The sequence below is a fragment of the Rhodococcus aerolatus genome, from assembly GCF_054783215.1.
In genome coordinates, this window is the sequence record NZ_BAAGQZ010000011.1 from 47,391 (window position 1) to 63,649 (window position 16,259).

Consider the following 16,259-nt stretch of genomic DNA (forward strand, 5'->3'; position numbering starts at 1 on the left):
CGGCTGTCGCCCCGGGTCGTCGTGGTGCTGACGGTCGTGGCGCTGACGAGCCACGACCACCCACCGTAGTGGCGGACGCCGGGCCGGGGCCCGGTGAGCCGGGCCCGGGGCACCCCCGGACGCGGCCGAGGCCGCCACCCGGGTGGGGTGGCGGCCTCGGCAGGTCACACGTCACGGCCCCGGCCGCAGCCGGGTCGGCGGCTCAGTTGAAGGAGTCGCCGCAGGCGCAGGAGCCCGTCGCGTTGGGGTTGTCGATCGTGAAGCCCTGCTTCTCGATGGTGTCGACGAAGTCGATCGAGGCGCCCTGCACGTAGGGCGCGCTCATCCGGTCCACGGCGAGGGTGATCCCGCCGAAGTCCTTGACCAGGTCGCCGTCGAGGCTGCGGTCGTCGAAGAACAGCTGGTAGCGCAGGCCCGCGCACCCGCCGGGCTGCACCGCGATGCGCAGCGCCAGGTCGTCGCGACCCTCCTGGTCGAGCAGCGCCTTCGCCTTGGACGACGCCGTCTCGGTCATGATCACGCCGTGGGTCTCGGTGTCGGCCTGCCCGGTGGCCGCGGTGGCGGTCTCGTCCTGGACGGTCATGGGATCTCCCTACTCGTGCCGGCTGCCGCGGGACGCTCGTCGCGCACCCGTGGCCGTGCTGGGAGCAACGGTACCCCCGGACCGGTTGTTCCCCCCGCGCGAGCGGCCCGGCCCGGCGCGGGCCGGCGTGACTCGCCCCACCTGCGGCTCGCCTACCCTGGCGGGCGTGAAGCTCCCGGGACGCCGCAGCACCGCCGACACCGCCCCCGCGCCGCAGGCCGTGGTGGAGACCGCCCCCGCGGACGGGCGCAAGGGCAGGCCCACCCCGAAGCGCCGTGACGCCGAGGCCCGCCGCCGCGGGCCCGTCGCGCCGCCGCCGACCACCCAGCGCGAGGCCTACAAGCGCTCCAAGGCGACCGGCGGGACGAAGCAGGACCGCAAGCGCGCCTCCGCGGAGCGCCGCGAGCGGATGATGTCCGGCGACGACCGCTACGTCCTGGCCCGCGACCGGGGCCCGGCCAAGGCGCTGGCCCGCGACGTCGTCGACGCCCGCCGCAACCTCATCGGCCTGTTCATGCCGCTGGCGCTGCTGGTGGTCGTCTCCTACATCGCCGCCCCGCAGGTCCAGGCGACGATCTCGCTGGCCATGCTGGTGATGCTGCTGTTCATGGTGGCCGAGGGCGTCTTCCTGGCCCGCCTGGTGAGCAAGCGGGTCCACGAGCGCTACCCCGAGGAGCAGGCCGGGGCGGTCAAGCTCGGCTGGTACTCCTTCGTCCGCGCCTCCCAGCTGCGCCGGCTGCGGGCCCCCCGCCCGCGCGTGAAGCCCGGCGACGCGGTCTAGGCCTCGTCCAGACCCATGGGCCCGTAGACGCGGGCCTCGCCGTCGAGCAGCACCACCTGGGCCACGCCGGCCGCCCGCAGGTCGGGCCAGACGTCGGAGAACCACCCCTCGGCCTCGGCCTGGTCGTCGAACTCCTCGGCCGGGCCGTCGACGGCCGCCCCGTCCGCGTCCTCGTAGCGCCACCGGAAGGCCACTGCCCGCTCCCCTGCTCGCACCCGGCGGCCCGGTCGGACCGCCGGGTGGACGGTAGCGTCACCGCCCGTGCGGACGCTGGTGCTCGGTGGGGCTCGCTCGGGCAAGTCCGCGCACGCGGAGGGCCTGCTCGACGACACCGACCCGGCCGACGTCGACTACGTCGCCACCGCCCGGCCCGACCCGGCCGACACCGACTTCGCCGCCCGCGTCGCGGAGCACCGCCGCCGCCGGCCCGCGCCGTGGCGCACCGTCGAGGACGTCGACCTCGTGGCCCTGCTGGGCACCCCGGCCGCGGGACGCACCCGGCTGGTCGACGACCTCGGCACCTGGCTGACCCACGAGATCGACGACGCGGCCGCCTGGGACGCCCCCCGCGGCACGGTCGGCCCCCGGTGCACGGCGCTGGTCGACGCGGTGGCCGCGAGCCGGGACGACCTGGTGCTCGTCAGCCCCGAGGTGGGCCTGGGCGTGGTGCCGGCCACCCGCTCGGGCCGGCTGTTCCGCGACGAGCTCGGCCGCCTCAACGCCCGGCTCGCCCAGGAGTGCGACGCGGTGCTGCTGCTCGTCGCGGGCATCCCGCTGCGGCTGCACTGACGCACCGCCCCGACCCCGCCCGCCCCCACCCGAGACGAGGACCCGTGCCCGAGCAGAGCGACGACCCGACCGCACCCCGGTTCGACCCGGTGACCGCCCCGGACGGCGGTGCGCTGCGCGAGGCGCTGGCCCGGCACCGCACCCTGGTCAAGCCCGCGGGCTCGCTGGGCCGGCTCGAGGAGCTCGGCGCCTGGGTCGCCGCGTGCCAGGGCCAGTGCCCGCCGCACCCGTTCGCCCGGCCGCGTGTGGTCGTCGTGGCCGGGGACCACGGGGTGGCCGCGCACGGGGTGTCCGCGTACCCGCCGGCCGTGACCCGCCAGGTGGTGGGGGCGGTGCTCGCGGGCGGGGCGGCGGTCAACGTCCTGGCCGGTCTCGCCGGGGCGTCGGTGCGGGTGCTCGACGTCGCGGTCGACCACGCGGGCACGCCGGGCGAGGACCTCCCCGAGCTGGTCCGCGCCCTCAAGGTGCGCGACGGGTCCGGCTCGATCGACCGGGAGGACGCGCTGAGCCAGGTGGAGGTGGCCGCCGCCGTGGCCGCGGGCCGGGTGGCGGCCGAGGAGGAGGTCGACGCGGGGGCCGACCTGCTCGTGCTGGGCGACCTGGGCATCGGGAACACCACCGTGGCCGCCGTCCTGGTCGCCGCGCTCACCGACACCGAGCCCGTCGCCGTGGTCGGCCGCGGCACCGGCATCGACGACGACGCCTGGATGCGCAAGGCCGCCGCGATCCGGGACGCGCTGCGCCGGGCCCGCCCCGTGGTCGCCGACCCGCTGGCCCTGCTCCGCACGGTCGGGGGCGCCGACCTGGCCGCGATGGTGGGCTTCCTCGCCCAGGCCGCGGTGCGCCGCACCCCCGTCGTCCTGGACGGTGTCGTCGTCGCCGCGGCGGCCATGCTGGCCGAGCGGCTGGCGCCGGGGGCGAGCGACTGGTGGGTGGCCGGGCACCTCTCCGCCGAGCCCGCCCACGTGCTGGCCCTGGCCGACCTCGGCCTGGTGCCGCTGCTCGACCTCGACCTGCGCCTCGGCGAGGGCACCGGCGCGCTGCTCGCGCTGCCGCTGCTCACGGCTGCGGTGCACGTGCTCGGCGAGATGGCCACGTTCGACGAGGCCGGGGTGGCGGGCCCGGACGCCGACCCCGCCTCGCCGCCCCCGACGTGAGCGCGCTCGACGGCGCCCGGCTGGCCACGTCCTGGTTGACGGTGCTGCCGGTGCGCGGCCCGGCGGAGGTCGACCGGGCCGCGGGGGGCGCGGCGGTCGGCTGGGCCCCGCTGGTCGGGGTCGGCCTCGGTGCGGGGGCGGCCGCGCTGGCGGCGCTGCTCACCGCGGCCGGGGCGGCGCCGCTGCTGGTGGGGCTGCTGACCGTGGGCGCCCTGGGCCTGCTGACCCGCGGCATGCACCTCGACGGGCTCGCGGACACCGTCGACGGCCTGGGCTGCTACGGCGCGCCCGAGCGCGCGCTGGCCGTGATGCGCTCCGGCGGGGCCGGGCCGTTCGCGGTGGCCGTGCTGCTGCTCGTGCTCGGCGCGCAGGCCGTCGCGGTGGGCGGGGGGGCCGCCTGGGGCCGCTGGGCCGCGGTGGTGCTCGCGGTGGCCGCCGGACGTGTCGCGGTGGTCTGGGCGTGCGTGCGCGGCGTGCCCGCCGCCACCCCGACGGGGCTCGGTGCGACCGTGGCCGGCACCCAGCCGGGGTGGCGGCCGGCGGCCTGGACCGCGGCGCTGCTGCTGGCCTCGGTGGCGGCCGTGCCCGGGCGCTGGTGGGTGGGCCCGGCGGGGGTGGTGCTGGCCGCCGCGCTGCTGGCGCCGGCGCTGCGCCACGTGGTGCGCCGCCTCGGCGGGGTCACCGGGGACGTGCTGGGCGCCGCCTGCGAGGTCGCGGTGACGGCCGTGCTGGTGGTGTCCTCGCTGCGCTGAGGACCCCGGGGGCTCAGCCGTGCAGCGTCGTCATCCAGCCGTGGGGGTCGGCGACGCTCCCGCGCTGGATGCCGGTCAGCGTCTCGCGCAGCCCCAGGGTCACCGGGCCCGCCTGCCCGCCGGCGACCTCGAACTCGCCCTCGGCGTGCTTGACCCGTCCGACGGGGGTGATGACGGCGGCGGTGCCGCAGGCGAACACCTCGGTGATCTCGCCGGACTCCGCGCCCTTCTCCCACTCCTCCGTGGAGATGCGGCGCTCCTCGACGGCCATGCCCCGGTCGCGGGCGAGGGTGAGCAGCGAGTCGCGGGTGATGCCGGGCAGCAGCGAGCCGGAGAGCTCGGGGGTGACCAGCCGGGCGTCGTCGCCGTCGCCGAGGACGAAGAACAGGTTCATCCCGCCCATCTCCTCGACCCACCGCCGCTCGAGGGCGTCGAGCCAGACCACCTGGTCGCAGCCCTCGTCGGCGGCCTGGGCCTGGGCCAGCAGCGAGGCAGCGTAGTTGCCGGCGAACTTCGCCGCGCCGGTGCCGCCCGGGGCCGCCCGGACGTACTCGGTGGACAGCCACACGCTGACCGGGCTCACCCCGCCCTGGGCGAAGTAGGCCCCGGCGGGCGAGGCGATGAGCAGGTAGCGGTAGTCGCGGGCCGGCCGCACGCCGAGGCCGGCCTCGGTGGCGAACAGGTACGGCCGCAGGTACAGCGAGGACTCCCCCCCGGACTCGGGCACCCATCCCTCGTCGGCCTCGAGCAGGGCGCGCAGCGACCCCAGGAACCACTCGTCGGGCATCTCCGGCATGGCCAGGCGACGGGCGGAGGTGCGGAACCGCTCGGCGTTGGCGCCAGGCCGGAACGACGCGATCGTCCCGTCGGGCTGCCGGTAGGCCTTGAGGCCCTCGAAGATGGCCTGCCCGTAGTGCAGCACGCTGGCCGCGGGGTCGAGCTCGACCGGCCCGTAGGGCTCCACGGACGCGTCGTGCCACCCGGCGTCGGCGCTCCACGACGCGCTCACCATGTGGTCGGTGAAGTACCGGCCGAAGCCGGGGGCCAGCAGCAGCTCGCCCCGCTCGGCCACCGCCATCGGGGCCGGGTGCTGGGCGCGGGTGAAGGTCGGCGCGGCGGTCATGGGGGCATCGTAGGCCCGCACCCCGGCCGGGTCCGAGCCGGTTTCCCAGCCCGCCGCGGCCTGCTCAGCGGGTGCGGGAGGGCACGAACGGCGGTGCCACGACCTCGGCCCGCACGGTGCGGCCGCGCACGTCGAGGGCGACCTCGTCGCCCTTCCCGATCCCGGCCGCGGTGTCGAGCAGGGCCAGCGCGATGCCGACCTTGAGCGTCGGGGAGAACGTGCCCGAGGTGGTCGTCCCCACGGCCGCGCCGTCGCGCAGCACGGTCATCCCCTCCCGGGCCACGCCCCGGTCGAGCAGCCGCAGGCCCCACATCCGGCGCGCGGGGCCCGCCGCCCGCTCGGCGAGCAGCGCCTCCCGGCCGAAGAACTCCGGCTTGTCCCAGCCGACCGCCCACGCCGAGCGGGCCTGCACGGGGCTGGTGGCGGGGGTGAGCTCGTGGCCGTGCAGCGGGTAGCCCATCTCGGTGCGCAGGGTGTCGCGGGCGCCGAGGCCGCACGGCTGCCCCCCGCGGGGCACGGCGAGGTCGAGCAGGGCACGGAACAGGTCGGGGGCGTCGTCCCACGCGGGCAGCAGCTCGTAGCCGAGCTCGCCGGTGTAGCCGGTGCGGCACACGCGGACCGGGCGGCCGTCCCAGGTGGCGTCGCGCCAGGCCATGTAGTCGACGTCGGTGGGCAGGCCGAGCGCGTCGAGGACCTCGGCCGAGCGGGGACCCTGCACGGCGAGGACCCCGTAGGAGGTGTGCAGGTCGGTCACCTCGACGCCGCCGGGGGCGACGGCCGCGAGCGCGGCCACCACCGCGGCGGTGTTGGCGGCGTTGGGCACGAGGAACACCTCGTCGGCGGAGACGAGGTAGGCGATGAGGTCGTCCACCACGCCGCCGGAGGGGGTGCAGCACAAGGTGTACTGCGCCTGGCCGGGGGCGATGCGGCCCAGGCTCGCCGTCAGGCAGCGGTCGACGAACGCGGCCGCACCGGGTCCGCGCACCAGCGCCTTGCCCAGGTGACCCACGTCGAACACGCCGACCGCCTGCCGCACCGAGAGGTGCTCGGACACCGTGCCCGCGTAGGACACCGGCATCTCCCAGCCGCCGAAGGGCGCGAGCACCGCGCCCAGCTCGACGTGCTGGGCGTGCACCGAGGTGCGACGCAGGGCGGGGGCAGCAGGGTCCGTCACGCGCCCGACCGTAGTCACCCGGTGGTCGATAGCATCGACAACGACCTGGCCACCCCGGGTCGTCACCGCCACCGACCACCAGGGAGCCCGCCGACCGTGAGCCCGAAGACCACCGTCACCACCCCCGCCCTGCCGCAGCTGCGGCTCGTCGCCTCCCCCGGCCGGGGCACCGACGTGGTGGTGGTCGCGCTCGCCCCGGACGGCGACCGCCCCCGCGTCGTCGGCACCGACCTGCTCGACGGCACCACGCTGCTCGACGAGCTCGTCGAGCTCGGCGCCACCGGGAAGGCGGGCACCACGACGACGCTGCCCACCCGCGGCGACCTCGTCGCGCCCCGGCTGCTCGCCGTCGGCCTGGGCGAGGTCGAGGGCGACGCCCCCACCGCCGAGCAGGTCCGCCGGGCCAGCGGGGTGGCGGCCCGGGCGCTCGCCGGCACCACCCGCGCGGCCACCACCCTCGCCGGCCTGGACCTCGGCGCGGCGGCCGAGGGCACCGTCCTCGGCGCGCACGTCTTCCGCACCTACCGCTCCGAGGCGGGCACCGCGCCGCTGGCCGAGGTCGACCTCGTCGTCGACAGCCCGCGCGGCGCTCCTGCGAAAGCCGCGCTGGCCCGGGCGGTCGTGGTCGGGCGTGCGGTGCTCACCGCACGCGAGCTGGTCGACACCCCGCCCAACGACCTCTACCCCGCCTCGTTCGCCGACCGGGCGGCCGCGCTGGGCCGTGCCGCCGGACTCGACGTCGAGGTGCTCGACGAGAAGGCCCTGGCCAAGGGCGGCTACGGCGGCATCACCGGCGTCGGGCAGGGCTCGTCGCGCCCGCCCCGGCTGGTGCGGCTGACCTGGAAGGGGGCCGGGCGCAAGGCCCGCCGGAACCCGACGGTGGCGCTGGTGGGCAAGGGCATCACGTTCGACACCGGCGGCATCTCGCTCAAGCCGGGCCCGGGCATGGAGGCCATGACCTCCGACATGGCCGGCGCGGCGGCCGTCGTGGCCACCGTCGTCGCCGCGGCGGAGCTCGCGCTGCCCGTCGCCGTGACCGCCACCGTGCCGATGGCGGAGAACATGCCGTCCGCGACGGCGCAGCGCCCCGGCGACGTGCTGACCCAGTACGGCGGCACCACCGTCGAGGTCCTCAACACCGACGCCGAGGGCCGGCTGATCCTGGCCGACGCCATCGTCCGGGCCTGCGAGGACGACCCCGACTACCTCGTCGACACCGCCACGCTCACCGGGGCGCAGGTGGTGGGCCTGGGCAACCGGACCCCCGGCGTCATGGGCACCGACGACTTCCGCGACCGGGTCGCCCGCCTCTCCCGCGAGGTCGGCGAGGGCGGCTGGGCCATGCCGCTGCCGGACGAGCTGCGCGAGGGGCTGGACTCCCGGGTGGCGGACCTGGCCAACATCGCGGGCGACCGGGCAGCCGGGATGCTCGTGGCCGGGGTCTTCCTGCGCGAGTTCGTCGCCGAGGACGTGCAGTGGGCGCACGTCGACGTGGCGGGCCCGGCGTTCAACACCGGCAGCCCGCACGGCTACACCGGCAAGGGCGGCACCGGCGTGCCGGTGCGCACCCTGCTGGCCGTGCTGGAGGACGTCGCCGCGCACGGCTGAGCCGGGCGGGCGGCGGGTCGGGTCAGGTGTCCCGCTCCCGCCGCTCCCGGCGGCGCAGGACCCGCTCGCGGGCGTCGTGGTCGCGCATCCGCTGCGGGTAGCCGACCTTGCCGACGTCGTAGACGGGGATGGCCAGCTCCTCCCCCAGGCGTCGGGCGCTGCGGGCGTCGCCGATGCGCCGGCGGGTCCACTCGCCGTCGTGCGCGACGAGGCAGACCGTCAGCTCGGTGACCGTGGTGGGCGGCTCGACGAAGGCCTCGACGCCGTGCCGCGCCCGGGTCCACTCCGCGAGGTGGCGGGCCGCCTCCGGCGTCACGGCCGGGCCCCGGCCCAGCACGCGGCGCGCCCGCCGGCGCAGCCCACCCGTCCGCCACCTGCTCAGCAGGGCCACGTCGCACCTCGTCCCGGTCGGGGCGCGGTCCGGGTGACCGCCCCGCCCTCGATGGTGCCAGCGCGGCGCACCGGGGCGGGCGGGTCGCGACCCGCCCCCGGGCTCCGCACACCACGCGGGGTCACAAGTGGAAGGATGGGTTCACCAGCAGCACTCGCGCCCGTGACCGCGAGACCCGGGGCCCACCGGCCCGGGCGTCGCGCGGCCGGGACACAGAGATGGAGACGACGTTGACCGACAGCACCGACCTCGTGATCCTGGGCGGCGGCTCGGGCGGCTACGCGGCAGCGTTCCGCGCCTCGCAGCTCGGCCTGTCCGTGACCCTCATCGAGCACGACAAGGTCGGCGGGACGTGCCTGCACCGCGGGTGCATCCCCACCAAGGCGCTGCTGCACGCGGCGGAGATCGCCGACGGCGCGCGCGAGGGCGCGAGCTTCGGCGTCAAGTCCACCTTCGACGGCATCGACATGCCCGGGGTGAACAAGTACAAGGACGGCGTCGTCAGCAAGCTCTACAAGGGACTGCAGGGCCTGGTGAAGGCCAACAAGGTCACCTACGTCGAGGGAACAGGCACGTTCGTCGGTGACCGCACGGTCGAGGTCGACGGGACCCGGTACGTCGCGGACAAGGCCGTCGTCCTGGCCACCGGCTCCTACGCCAAGACGCTGCCCGGCCTGGAGATCGGCGGCCGGATCATGACCAGCGAGCAGGCCCTGGGCCTGGACCACGTCCCGGAGCGGGTCGTCGTGCTCGGCGGCGGCGTCATCGGCGTCGAGTTCGCCAGCGTGTGGGCCTCCTTCGGCGCCCAGGTGACCGTGGTGGAGGGCCTGCCCCGGCTGGTCGCGGCCGAGGACGAGTGGGCCTCCAAGCAGCTCGAGCGGGCCTTCCGCAAGCGCAAGATCAAGTTCACCACCGGCGTGAAGTTCGCGAGCGCCGAGCAGACCGACGACACCGTCACGGTCACCCTCGAGGACGACACCACCATCGAGGCCGACCTGCTGCTCGTCGCCGTCGGCCGCGGGCCCAGCACGCAGGGCACCGGCTTCGAGGAGGCAGGCGTGGAGATGGACCGCGGCTTCGTCCTCACCGACGAGCGGCTGCGGACCAACCTCGACGGGGTCTACGCCGTCGGTGACATCGTCCCCGGTCTGCAGCTGGCCCACCGCGGCTTCCAGCAGGGCATCTTCGTCGCCGAGGACGTGGCCGGGCTGAACCCGCCCGTCATCGACGAGACCGGCATCCCCCGCGTCACCTACTCCAACCCCGAGGTGGCCTCCGTGGGGCTCAGCGAGGCCCAGGCCGAGGAGAAGTACGGCAAGGTCACCAGCCTCGTCTACGACCTCGCGGGCAACGGCAAGAGCCAGATCCTCAAGACCGCCGGCGGGGTCAAGGTGGTGCGCCAGGGCGCGGCCGACGAGCAGGGCCCCGTGGTCGGGGTCGTCATGGTCGGCGAGCGGGTCGGCGAGCTCGTCGCCGAGGCCCAGCTCATCGTCGGCTGGGAGGCCTACGCCGACGACGTCGCCCCCCTGGTGCACGCCCACCCGACGCAGACCGAGGCCATCGGCGAGGCCTTCCTGGCCCTCGCCGGCAAGCCCCTGCACTCGCACGGCTGAGCACCCACGGCTGAGCTCGACCCGTTCCACCTGCTCGACCCGGACCACCCGACACACCACGACCGCGCCACGAGGAGTCGAAGGACATGGCCTTCTCCGTAGAGATGCCCGCACTGGGCGAGAGCGTCACCGAGGGCACCGTGACCCGGTGGCTCAAGCAGGAGGGGGACACGGTCGAAGTCGACGAGCCGTTGCTCGAGGTCTCCACGGACAAGGTCGACACCGAGATCCCGTCCCCCGCCGCGGGCGTGCTGCAGAAGATCGTGGCGCAGGAGGACGACACCGTGGAGGTCGGCGGCGAGCTCGCCGTCATCGGGGACGGTGACGACGGCGGGTCCGACGACAGCGGGTCCGGCGACAGCAGCAGCTCGGCCGGGGACGACGCGGCCGACAGCGGGGACGCCGAGGACCCGGACGAGCCCAGCGGGGGCAGCAGCGACTCCGCCGACGGCGACGCCGAGCCGCAGGAGACCGTCGAGGCCGACGCCGAGCCCACCGGCGGCAGCTCGGGTGGCAGCAGCTCGGGCGGGTCCGGTGGTGGCTCGGGCACGACGGTCGAGATGCCCGCCCTGGGCGAGAGCGTCACCGAGGGCACCGTCACCCGGTGGCTCAAGTCCGTCGGTGACACCGTCGAGGTCGACGAGCCCCTGCTCGAGGTCTCCACGGACAAGGTCGACACCGAGATCCCCTCGCCGGTCGCGGGCACCCTGCTCTCCATCGCGGCGGAGGAGGACGAGACGGTCGAGGTCGGCGGCGCGCTGGCCACGATCGGCGACCCCGACGGCGACGGGTCCTCGGGCTCCGGTGACTCGGGCGACAGCGCGGACAGCACGGAGGGCTCCGCCTCCGACTCCGACGAGACCCCGCTGGAGGCCGAGGAGAAGGACGACGAGGCCGCCCGCGCCGAGGCCTCGGACAAGGACGCCAGCAAGGACTCCAGCAAGGACTCCTCCGGGGACGGGAGCGGGGACAGCGGCGCCGGCTCGGGCGCGACGGCCAAGCACGCCGCCCCCGACGACTCCGACGATGCCGGCTCGAGCTCGGGCTCGAGCGCCAAGCAGACCGAGAAGGCCGACGCCGAGGCGTCCGGGTCCGCCACCTCCGGGCACGCCCCGGCCACCGCGGCCAAGGCGGCCGACGACGCGGCGGAGAAGAACCGGCCCAGCGGCGACGCCTCGCCCTACGTGACGCCCCTGGTGCGCAAGCTCGCCGCGGAGAACGACGTCGACCTGTCCACGGTGTCCGGCACCGGGGTCGGCGGGCGCATCCGCAAGCAGGACGTGCTGGCCGCGGCGGAGGACGCCAAGGCCGCGCAGCAGACGCCGGCCCAGGAGGAGGTCGCGACGTCCTCGGCCCCGGCCGCCCAGGCCCCGGCCAAGGCCTCCCCCGCCCCGCAGCCCAGCCCCGAGCTGGCCGCGCTGCGCGGCACGGTGAAGAAGGCGAGCCGCATCCGACAGATCACCGCGACCAAGACCCGGGAGTCGCTGCAGACCACCGCGCAGCTCACCCAGGTCCACGAGGTCGACATGACCCGCGTGGTCGCGCTCCGGGCGCGGGCCAAGAAGTCGTTCGCCGAGCGGGAGGGCGTGAACCTCACCTACCTGCCGTTCTTCGCGAAGGCCGTCGTCGAGGCGCTCAAGGCGCACCCGAACGTCAACGCCTCCTACGACGAGGGCTCGAAGGAGATCACCTACCACGCCGCCGAGCACCTGGGCATCGCCGTGGACACCGAGCGGGGCCTGCTCTCGCCCGTCATCCACAACGCCGGCGACCTGTCGATCGGTGGCCTTGCCCGGGCCATCGCCGACATCGCCGACAAGGCGCGGACCAACAAGCTCACCCCGGAGCAGCTCTCCGGCGGCACGTTCACCATCACCAACATCGGCAGCCAGGGGGCGCTCATCGACACCCCCATCCTGGTCCCGCCGCAGTCGGCGATGCTGGGCACCGGGGCGATCGTCAAGCGCCCGGTCGTGGTCACCGACGAGCTGGGTGGCGACACCATCGCCGTGCGCTCGGTGGTCTACCTGCCGCTGACCTACGACCACCGGCTGGTCGACGGCGCCGACGCGGGTCGCTTCCTCTCCACCATCAAGCGCCGCCTCGAGGAGGCCGCGTTCGAGGGTGACCTGGGCCTGTAGTCCGCCGCACGCGACCGACGGCCGCCACCCCGCACCCGGGGTGGCGGCCGTCGGTCGGTCAGGGCCCGGCCGGTTGGCGGGGCGCAGCCCGGCGGACGAGGATCACCGCCATGCGCGTCCTCGTCGCCGGCTCCTCCGGCCTCATCGGTACCGAGCTCGTCACCACCCTGCGCGGCGCCGGGCACGAGGTGACCCGCATGGTGCGCCGCGACCCGACGGGCGGGGACGAGGTGCGGTGGGACCCCACCGCGGGGCGCGTGCCCGAGGACGCGCTCGACGCCACCGACGCCGTGGTCAACCTGTGCGGGGTCGGCGTCGGGGACAAGCGCTGGTCGGGCTCGTACAAGCAGGCCATCCGGGACAGCCGGCTCGACCCCACCGAGACCATCGCCAAGGCCGTCGCCGCCCGGGGGGTGCGCACGCTGGTCAACGCCAGCGCGGTGGGCTACTACGGCGACACCGGCTCGACGGAGGTCACCGAGTCCCACCCCGCCGGCGAGGGCTTCCTCGCGCAGGTGTGCGTGGACTGGGAGCGCGCCACGCAGGCCGCGGACACCGCCGGGGTGCGGGTGGTGCACCTGCGCACCGGCCTGGTGCTCAGCGCCCACGGCGGCCTGATGGACAAGCTGCGGCCGCTCTACAAGCTCGCCCTCGGCGGCCGGCTCGGCGACGGCAGGCAGTACTTCCCCTGGATCTCGCTGCGCGACGAGGTCGACGCCATCGTCTTCGCCCTGACCACCGACGCGGTGTCGGGCCCGCTGAACCTGACCGGGCCGGAGCCCGTCACCAACCGGGAGTTCAACTCCGTCCTCGCCTCGGCCTACAGCCGGCCCGCGCCGTGGGTGGTCCCCGGCGTCGCGCTCAAGGCCGTGCTGGGCGAGTTCGCCGAGGAGGGGGTGCTCGCCGGGCAGAACGCGGTGCCCCGGGCGCTGCTCGACGCCGGGTTCACCTTCACCCACCGCACGCTCGGGCAGGCCATGTCCGCCATCGCGGTCTGACGTGACCGGCTCACCCGGGAGCGGCGGGACGGTCGACGCCGACGTCGTCGTGGTGGGCGCCGGGATGGCCGGGCTGGTGTGCGCCCGCCACCTCGCCGACGCCGGGCGCCACGTGGTGGTCGTCGAGGCCGCGGACCGGGTCGGCGGCCGGGTCGCGACCGACGAGGTCGACGGGTTCCACTGCGACCGCGGCTTCCAGGTGCTCAACACCGACTACCCGGCGCTGCGCCGGGAGGCCGACCTCGACGCGCTCGACCTGCGCGCGTTCTCGACCGGCGCGGCGGTGCGCACCGACGACGGTGCGCTGCACGTGCTGCGCCACCCCCTGCGGGCCCCGCTGAGCGCGCCGCGGACCGCGGTGGACCGGTTGCTCACCCTGCGGGAGAAGCTCGCGCTGGTCGCGTTCTCCGCCCCGATCTTCCTGCACCCCGGGCACGAGGCCGTGGACCGCGAGGACGTCGACGTCGCCGCGATGCTGGAGCGCGCGGGGCTGGGCGGTGGGGCCACCGAGCGCTTCTTCCGGCCGTTCCTGGCGGGGGTGCTGCTGGAGGACCGGCTCGAGACCTCCGCCCGCTACGCCGCCCTGGTGTGGCGCACCTTCCTGCGCGGCACCGTCACCGTGCCCTCCCGCGGCATCGCCGCGCTGCCCACCCAGCTCGCCGCGCGGCTGCCGGCGGGCACCGTGCGGCTGCGCACCCCGGCGCGCTCGGTCACCGGGACCCGGGTGGGCACCGACTCGGGCCCGCTGACCGCGCGCGCGGTCGTCGTGGCCGTCGACCCCGACCGGGTGACCGACCTGCTGCCCGACCTGCCCGCCCCGGCCGTCCGGTCCGTCACCACCTACTACCACGTGGCCGACGAGGCCCCGACCGACGAGCCGCTGCTGCACCTCGACGCGGCGGGCGGCCCGGTCGTCAACACCGTGGTCATGACCGCGGCCGCGCCCAGCTACTCCCCCGACCACCGGGCCCTGGTGTCGAGCTCCGTGCTCGGCACCGGCACGGCCACCGAGGCGCAGGTGCGCCGCCACGCCGGCCGGCTGCTGGGCACCGACCCGCGCGGCTGGACCCACCTGCACACCGCCGAGGTCCCCGTGGCGCTGCCCGTGCTGACCCCGCCCACCCCCGCCGGGCTGCGGCGCGACGTCGACCTCGGCGACGGCCTGTTCGTCACCGGCGACCACCGGGACTCGCCCTCGCTGCAGGGGGCCATGGCGGGTGGGCGGCGCACCGCCGCGGCCGTGCTGGCGCGGCTCGCCCGGGCGTAGCGTCGCAGCCATGCCTCGCCGGGGATCCGCACGCGCCCGCTCCGACGCCGCGCTCGACGTCCGCGTCCTGGGCACCGTCGACTACGAGCAGGCGTGGGCGCAGCAGCGCGAGCTCGCGGCCGCGTGCGCCGACGGCACCGGGCCCGACACGCTGCTGCTGCTCGAGCACCCGCCCGTCTACACCGCGGGCCGGCGCACCACCGACGCGGAGCGCCCCGTCGACGGCACCCCGGTGGTCGACGTCGACCGGGGCGGCAAGATCACCTGGCACGGGCCCGGCCAGCTGGTCGGGTACCCCATCCTCAAGCTCGCCGACCCCATCGACGTCGTCGACCACGTGCGCCGCCTGGAGCAGGCCCTGATCAGCGTGTGCGACGACCTCGGCCTGGTCACCGGCCGCGTCGAGGGCCGCACCGGGGTGTGGCTGGCCGCCACCGCCGAGCGCCCCGAGCGCAAGGTCGCCGCCATCGGGGTCCGCGTCGCCCGCGGCGTCACGCTGCACGGCTTCGCGCTGAACTGCGACCCCGACCTGACGGCCTTCGGCGCGATCGTCCCCTGCGGCATCACCGACGCCGGCGTCACCTCGCTGTCCGTGGAGCTCGGCCGCGACGTCACCGTGGCCGAGGTCCGGGAGCGCACCACCGCCGCCGTGGTCGCCGCGCTGGAGGGGGTGCTGGCGGTGACCGAGCGGGACCTGGTCCGGACGCCGGTGCCGGCCGTCCCCGGGCTGCGCCTCGAGCTCGACGAGCGGCTCAGCCGGGCGTGAGACCGGCCCGGGCCCCCTGCCGGGCCTGAGCCCGTGGCGATCACCCGGCGTAGGCTCGACCGGTGACCGCGCAGCCTGACGGACGCAAGCTCCTGCGACTGGAGATCCGCAACTCCGAGACCCCGATCGAGCGCAAGCCGTCGTGGATCAAGACCCGGGCGACGATGGGCCCGGAGTACACCGAGCTCAAGGGCCTGGTGAAGCGCGAGGGCCTGCACACGGTGTGCGAGGAGGCCGGGTGCCCCAACATCTTCGAGTGCTGGGAGGACCGCGAGGCCACCTTCCTCATCGGCGGTGAGCAGTGCACGCGGCGCTGCGACTTCTGCCAGATCGACACCGGCAAGCCCGCCGACCTCGACCGCGACGAGCCGCGCCGGGTCGCCGAGTCGGTCCAGGCCATGGGCCTGCGCTACTCGACCATCACCGGCGTCGCCCGCGACGACCTCGACGACGGCGGGGCGTGGCTCTACGCCGAGACGGTCCGCCGCATCAAGGCGCTCAACCCCGGCACCGGCGTCGAGCTGCTCATCCCCGACTTCAACGCGGTGCCCGAGCAGCTGGCCGAGGTCTTCTCCTCCCGGCCCGAGGTGCTGGCGCACAACGTGGAGACCGTGCCGCGCATCTTCAAGCGCATCCGGCCGGCCTTCCGCTACGAGCGCAGCCTCGACGTCATCACCGCCGCGCGCGAGGACGGCCTCATCACCAAGTCCAACCTGATCCTGGGCATGGGCGAGACCCCCGACGAGGTGGACGAGGCGCTCGCCGACCTGCACGACGCGGGCTGCGAGATCATCACCATCACCCAGTACCTGCGTCCCAGCCCGCGCCACCACCCGGTGGACCGCTGGGTCAAGCCCGAGGAGTTCGTCGCCCACTCCGACGTGGCGACCGAGCTCGGCTTCGCCGGGGTCATGGCCGGGCCGCTGGTGCGCTCGTCCTACCGCGCGGGCCGGCTCTACACCCAGGCCGTCGCGCACCGCGGCGAGCAGGTGCCCGAGAACCTCACCCACCTCGCGGGGGCCGGCACCGCCTCGCAGGAGGCCAGCGCGGTCCTCGCCCGCCAGTAGCCCGGGGCGGGCCGCGCCGCCGGTCCCGCGGGGCGCGGGCGGTCCGCAC

The 16,259-nt window shown here is 75.9% G+C and carries 16 protein-coding genes; 11 read left to right on the forward strand and 5 right to left on the reverse strand.

Going from position 1 to position 16,259, the window contains the following annotated elements; all coding sequences use genetic code 11:
• Positions 1-202: 202 nt before the first annotated feature.
• Entirely contained in the window at positions 203-583 is a 381-nt protein-coding gene (locus ACYVOF_RS05535; protein WP_460864549.1) for a HesB/IscA family protein, read from the reverse strand.
• A 166-nt stretch (positions 584-749) separates the two neighbouring features.
• On the opposite strand from ACYVOF_RS05535, the gene ACYVOF_RS05540 reads away from it, so the two are divergent.
• Positions 750-1,364 carry a DUF3043 domain-containing protein gene (locus ACYVOF_RS05540; RefSeq protein WP_460864550.1) on the forward strand — a complete coding sequence of 205 codons (615 nt, stop codon included), beginning with the start codon at positions 750-752 and terminating at the stop codon, positions 1,362-1,364.
• On the opposite strand, the gene ACYVOF_RS05545 is transcribed toward ACYVOF_RS05540, so the two are convergent.
• Positions 1,361-1,558, reverse strand: coding sequence for a hypothetical protein (locus tag ACYVOF_RS05545; protein ID WP_460864552.1), 198 nt, complete (start codon positions 1,556-1,558; stop codon positions 1,361-1,363). The genes ACYVOF_RS05540 and ACYVOF_RS05545 overlap by 4 nt on opposite strands.
• 67 nt (positions 1,559-1,625) lie before the next feature.
• On the opposite strand from ACYVOF_RS05545, the gene ACYVOF_RS05550 reads away from it, so the two are divergent.
• The 3 genes from ACYVOF_RS05550 to ACYVOF_RS05560 are packed head-to-tail and all read left to right on the forward strand — an operon-like array spanning position 1,626 to position 4,062.
• Positions 1,626-2,153 (forward strand): bifunctional adenosylcobinamide kinase/adenosylcobinamide-phosphate guanylyltransferase, encoded by a 528-nt coding sequence (locus ACYVOF_RS05550; protein ID WP_460864553.1) that lies wholly within the window; start codon positions 1,626-1,628, stop codon positions 2,151-2,153.
• A gap of 44 nt (positions 2,154-2,197) precedes the next feature.
• A complete protein-coding gene (gene cobT / locus ACYVOF_RS05555) occupies positions 2,198-3,310 on the forward strand; it encodes a nicotinate-nucleotide--dimethylbenzimidazole phosphoribosyltransferase (protein ID WP_460864554.1) in 1,113 nt (370 codons plus the stop codon).
• Positions 3,307-4,062 (forward strand): adenosylcobinamide-GDP ribazoletransferase, encoded by a 756-nt coding sequence (locus tag ACYVOF_RS05560; protein WP_460864556.1) that lies wholly within the window; start codon positions 3,307-3,309, stop codon positions 4,060-4,062. Before cobT ends, ACYVOF_RS05560 begins: the two co-directional genes overlap by 4 nt.
• A 13-nt stretch (positions 4,063-4,075) precedes the next feature.
• On the opposite strand, the gene ACYVOF_RS05565 is transcribed toward ACYVOF_RS05560, so the two are convergent.
• Together ACYVOF_RS05565 and gcvT are read right to left on the reverse strand one after the other, a co-directional pair.
• Positions 4,076-5,185 carry a branched-chain amino acid aminotransferase gene (locus tag ACYVOF_RS05565; protein WP_460864558.1) on the reverse strand — a complete coding sequence of 370 codons (1,110 nt, stop codon included), beginning with the start codon at positions 5,183-5,185 and terminating at the stop codon, positions 4,076-4,078.
• Between the two features lie 64 nt (positions 5,186-5,249).
• Positions 5,250-6,359 carry a glycine cleavage system aminomethyltransferase GcvT gene (gene gcvT / locus ACYVOF_RS05570; RefSeq protein ID WP_460864560.1) on the reverse strand — a complete coding sequence of 370 codons (1,110 nt, stop codon included), beginning with the start codon at positions 6,357-6,359 and terminating at the stop codon, positions 5,250-5,252.
• 96 nt (positions 6,360-6,455) lie between these two features.
• On the opposite strand from gcvT, the gene ACYVOF_RS05575 reads away from it, so the two are divergent.
• On the forward strand, positions 6,456-7,967 hold the full coding sequence (locus tag ACYVOF_RS05575) for a leucyl aminopeptidase (protein WP_460864561.1): 1,512 nt from the start codon (positions 6,456-6,458) through the stop codon (positions 7,965-7,967).
• A 22-nt stretch (positions 7,968-7,989) separates the two neighbouring features.
• Here ACYVOF_RS05575 and ACYVOF_RS05580 read toward each other — a convergent pair whose 3' ends face one another.
• On the reverse strand, positions 7,990-8,325 hold the full coding sequence (locus ACYVOF_RS05580) for an oxidoreductase (protein ID WP_460864674.1): 336 nt from the start codon (positions 8,323-8,325) through the stop codon (positions 7,990-7,992).
• A 263-nt stretch (positions 8,326-8,588) separates the two neighbouring features.
• Between ACYVOF_RS05580 and lpdA the strand changes: the two genes are divergently transcribed.
• The 6 genes from lpdA to lipA all read left to right on the forward strand — a co-directional run bounded on the left by lpdA (position 8,589) and on the right by lipA (position 16,210).
• Positions 8,589-9,971, forward strand: a complete 1,383-nt coding sequence (lpdA, locus tag ACYVOF_RS05585; protein WP_460864675.1) for a dihydrolipoyl dehydrogenase — start codon at positions 8,589-8,591, stop codon at positions 9,969-9,971.
• An 86-nt stretch (positions 9,972-10,057) separates the two neighbouring features.
• Positions 10,058-12,112: a 2-oxoglutarate dehydrogenase, E2 component, dihydrolipoamide succinyltransferase gene (gene sucB, locus ACYVOF_RS05590; protein WP_460864563.1), complete on the forward strand. Its 2,055-nt coding sequence runs from the start codon at positions 10,058-10,060 to the stop codon at positions 12,110-12,112.
• A gap of 110 nt (positions 12,113-12,222) precedes the next feature.
• Positions 12,223-13,110: a TIGR01777 family oxidoreductase gene (locus ACYVOF_RS05595; RefSeq protein ID WP_460864566.1), complete on the forward strand. Its 888-nt coding sequence runs from the start codon at positions 12,223-12,225 to the stop codon at positions 13,108-13,110.
• A gap of 1 nt (position 13,111) precedes the next feature.
• A complete protein-coding gene (locus tag ACYVOF_RS05600; RefSeq protein ID WP_460864569.1) occupies positions 13,112-14,377 on the forward strand; it encodes an NAD(P)/FAD-dependent oxidoreductase in 1,266 nt (421 codons plus the stop codon).
• Between the two features lie 10 nt (positions 14,378-14,387).
• On the forward strand, positions 14,388-15,143 hold the full coding sequence (gene lipB / locus ACYVOF_RS05605) for a lipoyl(octanoyl) transferase LipB (RefSeq protein WP_460864571.1): 756 nt from the start codon (positions 14,388-14,390) through the stop codon (positions 15,141-15,143).
• Between the two features lie 62 nt (positions 15,144-15,205).
• Positions 15,206-16,210, forward strand: coding sequence for a lipoyl synthase (gene lipA / locus ACYVOF_RS05610; protein WP_460864573.1), 1,005 nt, complete (start codon positions 15,206-15,208; stop codon positions 16,208-16,210).
• Positions 16,211-16,259: the final 49 nt, after the last annotated feature.